Annotated in this window: 6 protein-coding genes; 2 read left to right on the top strand and 4 right to left on the bottom strand. The window is 71.4% G+C overall.

All coding sequences use genetic code 11. The features are described from left to right. Both ACFWFR_RS16950 and ACFWFR_RS16945 read right to left on the bottom strand, forming a co-directional pair. A partial coding sequence (locus tag ACFWFR_RS16950) for a glutamate ABC transporter substrate-binding protein (protein WP_377623775.1) occupies positions 1-802 on the bottom strand: 802 nt, incomplete at its 3' end. Positions 803-1,002: 200 nt separating this feature from the next. After that, complete coding sequence (locus ACFWFR_RS16945) at positions 1,003-1,836, bottom strand: amino acid ABC transporter ATP-binding protein (RefSeq protein WP_191803952.1); 834 nt, start codon at positions 1,834-1,836, stop codon at positions 1,003-1,005. A 137-nt stretch (positions 1,837-1,973) separates the two neighbouring features. Between ACFWFR_RS16945 and miaB the strand changes: the two genes are divergently transcribed. Beyond that, positions 1,974-3,647, top strand: a complete 1,674-nt coding sequence (miaB, locus tag ACFWFR_RS16940) for a tRNA (N6-isopentenyl adenosine(37)-C2)-methylthiotransferase MiaB (RefSeq protein ID WP_377623774.1) — start codon at positions 1,974-1,976, stop codon at positions 3,645-3,647. 96 nt (positions 3,648-3,743) lie between these two features. On the opposite strand, the gene ACFWFR_RS16935 is transcribed toward miaB, so the two are convergent. Further along, positions 3,744-4,247 (bottom strand): YbjN domain-containing protein, encoded by a 504-nt coding sequence (locus ACFWFR_RS16935; protein WP_191803956.1) that lies wholly within the window; start codon positions 4,245-4,247, stop codon positions 3,744-3,746. Continuing rightward, on the bottom strand, positions 4,244-4,906 hold the full coding sequence (locus ACFWFR_RS16930) for a YbjN domain-containing protein (protein ID WP_191803958.1): 663 nt from the start codon (positions 4,904-4,906) through the stop codon (positions 4,244-4,246). Before ACFWFR_RS16930 ends, ACFWFR_RS16935 begins: the two co-directional genes overlap by 4 nt. Positions 4,907-4,965: 59 nt before the next feature. On the opposite strand from ACFWFR_RS16930, the gene ACFWFR_RS16925 reads away from it, so the two are divergent. Then, entirely contained in the window at positions 4,966-5,598 is a 633-nt protein-coding gene (locus tag ACFWFR_RS16925) for a hypothetical protein (protein WP_377623773.1), read from the top strand. The last annotated feature ends 7 nt before the right edge of the window (positions 5,599-5,605 follow it).

Below are 5,605 nucleotides of genomic sequence, written 5' to 3'. Positions count from 1 at the left end.
CGGTGTTGGTCGTGATGGCCTCCTCCCACGACCCGTCCTCGATCATCTCGGTGATCGCGGCGTTGATGTCCTCGCACTTGTCGCTGCTCTGCGGGATCCCGACGCCGTAGCGCTCGGTCGAGAACGGCGCCCCGACGACCTTGACCTTGCCCTTGTTCGCAGGCTGGGCAGCGAGGCCGGCCAGGATGATGTCGTCCGTGGTGACCGCGTCGACCTGGCCCGAGAGCAGGGCCGTGACGCACTCGGCGTAGCCGGGCTGCTCGAGGAGCTGGACCCCGGCGGCGTACTCGTCCTTGATGCGCTGCGCGGACGTGGATCCCGTGACCGAGCAGAGGTTCTTGCCCTCGAGGTCCTCAGGGCCCTTGATGTCGGTGTTGTCCTCGGCGACGAGCAGGTCCTGCCCGGCGACGAAGTACGGACCGGCGAACGCGACGGTCTCCTTGCGCTTGTCGGTGATCGAGTACGTCGCGAAGATCATGTCGACCTGGTCGGTGCTCAGCAGCGTCTCGCGCTGGGCGGACGGTGCTTCCTTCCACTCGATCTGGTCCTCCGAGTAGCCCAGCTTCTCGGCGACGTAGCGGGCGACGTCGGTGTCGAACCCCGTGTAGGTGTCGCCCTCCTTGAAGCCGAGGCCCGGCTGGTCGAACTTGATGCCGATCGTGATCTTCTCGCCGCCGCCACCGGTCGTGGCGGCGTCGGTCTCGCCGCCCGAGTCGTCGGTGCCGCCGCTGCAGGCGCCGAGGATCAGGGCGGTGGCTGCGGTGAGGGCGAGGAGCCCTCCGGTTCTGGTGCGTGCTCGCATGGTGTCTTCCCCTTCGTCGTGCCGAGCCGTCACGGGGGACCTGGTGGTCACCCGCTCCGCCCGGCTGGTTCGTGGCCGGTCGAGCTGTCGGTTCTTGCAGGTGGTCGCCGGGCTCTTCGTCGAGGCCGGGACCCGTGGGGCGTGCTGTGCTGCGCGGGGAGGTGCTGGTCGGGGGCGGTGTGCTGGTGTCGGACGTGCGGTCAGTGCGTCAGGATCTTGGACAGGAAGTCCTGGGCGCGGTGGCTCTGGGGGTTCGTGAAGAACTCCTCGGGCGGGGCCTCCTCGACGATCTGGCCGTCCGCCATGAAGACGACGCGGTGCGCCGCCTTGCGCGCGAAGCCCATCTCGTGGGTCACGACGATCATGGTCATGCCCTCCTTGGCCAGCGCGACCATGACGTCGAGGACCTCGTTGATCATCTCCGGGTCCAGGGCCGAGGTGGGCTCGTCGAAGAGCATGACCTTGGGGTGCATGGCCAGCGCCCGTGCGATCGCCACGCGCTGCTGCTGCCCGCCCGAGAGCTGGGCGGGCATCTTGTCGGCCTGGTTCCCGATCCCGACGCGGTCGAGCAGGGCCAGCGCCTCCTTCTTGGCGTCCGCGGACTTCATACGCCGGACCTTGAGCGGGCCGAGCGTCACGTTGTCGAGGATCGTCTTGTGGGCGAAGAGGTTGAACGACTGGAAGACCATCCCGACGTCCGACCGGAGCCGGGCCAGGGCCTTGCCCTCCTCGGGGAGCGGCTCGCCGTCGATCGCGATGGTGCCCGTGTCGATGGTCTCGAGCCGGTTGATGGCCCGGCAGAGCGTGGACTTGCCCGAGCCCGAGGGGCCGATCACGACGAGGACCTCACCGCGTCGCACCGTCAGGTCGACGTCCTTGAGGACGTGGAGGTCCCCGAAGTGCTTGTTCACCCCGCGCAGCTCGACGAGCGGGGCACCGAGCTCGTCGTCACGGGAGGTCCCGGCGGGCGCGGGCAGGGAGGAGGTGGGCGACGCGTCGGGAGCGTCGCTCGGGGTGTTCGGTTGCGCGTCCATTTCATGAACCTAGGGGGGATTTGTTGCGCACGCCACTGTTTCCGGCAACAGTTCGGCAACAGAAGGGCAACAGATGCCCGGCTGGTGGGGAACGCGCGTTTCGGTGGGGCGGGTGCGGCGCCGTACCCTTGACGGTGATGTTCTCCACCGCCCTCCGCCCCGAAGACAGCCCCGCCGCGGGTCCCTCCGACGCACCTGCGGGGGCCGCGCCGCGCACCTACATGGTCCGCACGCTGGGCTGCCAGATGAACGTGCACGACTCCGAGCACATGGCCGGCATGCTCGAGCAGGCCGGCTACACCCGCGCGGAGGCCGCCGACGAGGCCGCGCACCGCGCCGACGTCGTCGTCATCAACACGTGCGCGGTACGTGAGAACGCCGCGACGCGCCTGTACGGGAACCTCGGCCAGCTCGCGTCGATCAAGGCCAAGCGCCCCGGCATGCAGATCGCGGTCGGGGGCTGCCTCGCGCAGAAGGACCGGTCGGGCATCGTCGAGAAGGCTCCCTGGGTCGACGTGGTGTTCGGCACGCACAACCTCGACGCCCTGCCCGTGCTCCTCGAGCGTGCACGGCACAACGAGGCCGCGCAGGTCGAGATCGCCGAGTCGCTCCAGGTCTTCCCGTCGACGCTGCCGACCAAGCGCGAGTCGGTCTACGCGGGCTGGGTGTCGATCAGCGTCGGCTGCAACAACACGTGCACGTTCTGCATCGTGCCGCACCTGCGCGGCAAGGAGCGTGACCGGCGCCCGGGGCAGGTCCTGGCCGAGGTCCAGGCGCTCGTCGAGCAGGGTGCGATCGAGGTGACCCTGCTGGGTCAGAACGTCAACAGCTACGGCGTCGAGTTCGGCGACCGTGGGGCGTTCGCCAAGCTGCTGCGCGCGTGCGGTGAGATCGAGGGCCTCGAGCGGGTGCGCTTCACGTCCCCGCACCCTGCGGCCTTCACCGACGACGTGATCGCGGCCATGGCCGAGACGCCCAACGTCATGCCCCAGCTGCACATGCCGCTCCAGGCCGGCTCGGACCGCGTCCTGCGGGCCATGCGCCGCTCCTACCGCTCGGAGAAGTTCCTCGGGATCCTCGACCGCGTGCGCGAGGCCATGCCCGACGCGTCGATCACGACGGACCTCATCGTGGGCTTCCCGGGCGAGACCGAGGAGGACTTCGCCGAGACGCTGCGCGTCGTCGAGGCCTCCCGGTTCTCGTCGGCTTTCACGTTCCAGTACTCCCAGCGCCCGGGGACCCCCGCCGCGACGTTGCCGGACCAGCTGCCCAAGGAGGTCGTCCAGGAGCGCTACGAGCGGCTACAGGCGCTCCAGGACCGGGTCAGCGCCGAGGAGTCCGCGCGCCAGGTCGGGCGCACGGTCGAGGTGCTCGTGACCGAGGGGTCGGGGCGCAAGGACGGCGCCACGCACCGGTTGACGGGACGTGCGGCGGACAACCGTCTGGTGCACCTGGCCGTGCCCGACGACGTCGTCACCCTCATGGCCGGTCGCGGTGACGGTGACGTCCTGGCCGACGACCCGCGCCTGGCCGACGGCCTGGACCCTCGCCTGCCCCGACCCGGGGACATGGTGACCGTCGAGGTGACCCGGTCCGCGCCGTACCACCTGGTCGCCGACTCGGCCGTGGTCGGCGTCACGGGGGCGGGCGGGACCGGCACCTACTCGGTCCGCCGCACGCGCGCGGGTGACGCCTGGGTCGCCCGGGAGAAGACGCGGCTGGGCGGCGGCGACGACCACGGGCACTCGCACGGTGCACCGGCCGCAGGCGGTCCGGTCAGCCTGGGACTGCCGAGCCTGCGTCGTCCCTGAGCCGATCCTGGGCGGGCGCCCGACTCGTCCTCCGGACGGGCCGGCGCGCCCGGGCCCTCTGCCGGGGCCGACCGCGCCACCCACAGGAGCCCCGTCTCACACCGGCGGGAGCTGGCCGCCGATCGTGTTGAACAGCTGGACCGCGGTCCCGAGCCCGCACGAGACGACCTGGCCGAGCTGGTCGTCGGTCGCGCCCCGTTCGAGGTCGACCGAGACCTCGGCGTACAGCGCCAGCCCCTGGCTCTCCTCGCGGACGTAGACCTTGGGCCAGATGCGCTCGCGGTTCCAGTCGTTGACGGCCTGGAGGACAGCGAGCCGGGACGTCACGGGGAGGGTCGTCGACCAGCGTCCACGGACCTGGAGGATCTCCTGGTGCTCGCCGAGCAGCAGGAACCAGAACCGGTTGCCGTCCCAGGTCCCGGTGACGTCGCCGTCGTCGTCGATGCGGAAGTGGTAGCCGCGCCGCGAGAGGTAGTCGCCGATGCGTCGGGTCGACAGGGGGGTGGGGAGCTCGACGTCGATCGCCACGTCGTCCACGGGCTTGGGCCGGTGGTTGCCGAACAGGCGCGCGAGCCAGCTGGTGCGGGGGGCGGGACTCATGGTGCCGACCTCGCCGGGTCCGGGTAGAACTCGTCGAGCGCGTCGAAGAACATGGACCCGGTCGACAGGCCGCACTGGAGCAGCTGGTCGAGCTGGTCGTCGTTGACGCCGTGCTCGAGGTCCACCGTGACCTCGGTGAAGACGTGGACCATGCCGTTGTCGCGCACACGCGTGTAGGCCTTGGGCCAGATGCGGTCGGCGTTCCACTCGTTGCAGAACTCGAGGATCTCCTCGAGGCGCTCGATCGTGATGTCCCTGTTCCACTGGCCGCGTACCTGCAGGATCTCCTGGTGCGTGCCGAAGAGCAGGAAGTAGAAGAGCCGTCCGTGCCACAGCCCGCCGACGTCGTCCTCGGCGTCGATGAAGTAGCTGTACCCGGCGTCGGCGATCCACTCGAGCACGCGCCCTCGCCGCAGGGGCGTGGGGATCTGGTCGTGGTCGATGTCGGCGATCATGGTGCCGCCGAGCTCGCGGAGCAGGAGGCTCTCGACCGAGGCGTGCAGCGCCGCGTCGTCGAGCGAGGGGGCGCCCGCACCGTCTGGTGCAACGGGGCTGCTCTCGTCCGGGCCGCCGTCGCCGCCGTGCCCCGACCCGTCCCCGGGCTCGGGGCGGTCCCCTCTCCCGGAATGCTGTCCCCGTCTGTCGCCGAAGAACCTCATGTGCCCACCCTACCCGCGCCCGGCGCGGATCGTCCTGCTCGCGCGGTAGCGTGGCGCGCGTGATCGTCCGTGCCGTCGCCCTGCCTGGAACCCCCCTCCTCGTCCCCGGCGTCGCCGGGAGTGCCGTGGTGCTCGCGGACACGCGCGAGCACGTGCTCGGTGCGCTCCGGGACCTCGTCGCGCACGTGGACCGGGTGGTCGTGGTGGCGCCCGCGCCCCGAGGCGCGCCTGGACGCCGGGGCGAGCTGCGTCCTGCGCTCGAGGCGGTCGGCGTCGAGCCCCGCTGGTGGGGATGGGCGCCCGCCCCGGGCGCGGAAGAGCTGCCCGCCGCCGGGTTGCCCGCGTCGGTCGGGTTGCTGGCGCTCGCGGCTGCGGGCTGGCGGGGACCGGTCGAGGTCGTCGAGCTCGACGCTCGTCCCACGGGCGAGGCTGGGCGGCTGGTCCGCGTGCTCGGGGAGGAACCAGGCACGGGTCTCGTGGTGGTGACGAGCGCCGCGCCCGACGGCGCCGCTCACCCGGGTGGACCGGCGGCGGCCCCGGCCGGTGCGGCCGGTGCGGCCGGAGGGGTCGAGCACGAGATGCTCGGCGCCCTGGGCGACTCGTTCGAGCAGGTCGTCGAGCGTTCGGTGGGGGAGTACGAGCAGCGCGCGTACGAGGTCGTGAGATTCGCCGGGGCGCCGGCCGGTCGGTGACCCACCG

Source organism: Oerskovia sp. NPDC060287, assembly GCF_042726775.1.
Lineage (GTDB): Bacteria > Actinomycetota > Actinomycetes > Actinomycetales > Cellulomonadaceae > Oerskovia > Oerskovia merdavium.
This window is presented reverse-complemented; position numbering and strand designations above follow the sequence as displayed.